This is a genomic window from Salinimicrobium oceani, assembly GCF_012037645.1.
Genome location: NZ_JAAVJR010000435.1, coordinates 1 through 503 on the forward strand (window position 1 = coordinate 1; position 503 = coordinate 503).

Consider the following 503-nt stretch of genomic DNA (forward strand, 5'->3'; position numbering starts at 1 on the left):
TTTTCTGCACATCATTTATGCTGACCTTAAACTTGTCCTGGGACAAGAATGTTTCATCAAATAAATAGATGAGAGAACCATTTTGATAAGCCTCCTGGATAAGATTGATAAGATCTTTTTCCTTTTCAGCTTTAATAGTAGCAAATCTGTCTACAATCCTCCTTTTTTCATCATTTTCATCGTGACTATAAACCTTCTCAATTTCCTGATATTTTTGCACTTCATCCAGCAACCTGTCAATTTCCCTGAAACGGGAATCATCAGGTACAAGGGTGATCACGTCTTTGGTATATTGTGTTTCAAGTTTTAAGTTCTCAATGAAATCCTCCCTGTCATCATTTATATTGAAGAGGCTAAAGGCTGTAAGGCGCAAATTTTTATTGTTCGCAGAAATTATTTCATCATCCAGATCTGTGCGAATATTGAAGTTGTAAGCGATGGAATCTTCATTTATGGTGCTTACCTGCCTGAACAATCCGGAAGTTTTCAGGTAATTCACCAAT

1 pseudogene is annotated in these 503 nt (G+C 36.2%); it reads right to left on the reverse strand.

From position 1 onward, the window contains the following. A pseudogene (locus tag HC175_RS17590) lies at positions 1–503 on the reverse strand (BREX system P-loop protein BrxC); the annotation flags it as partial.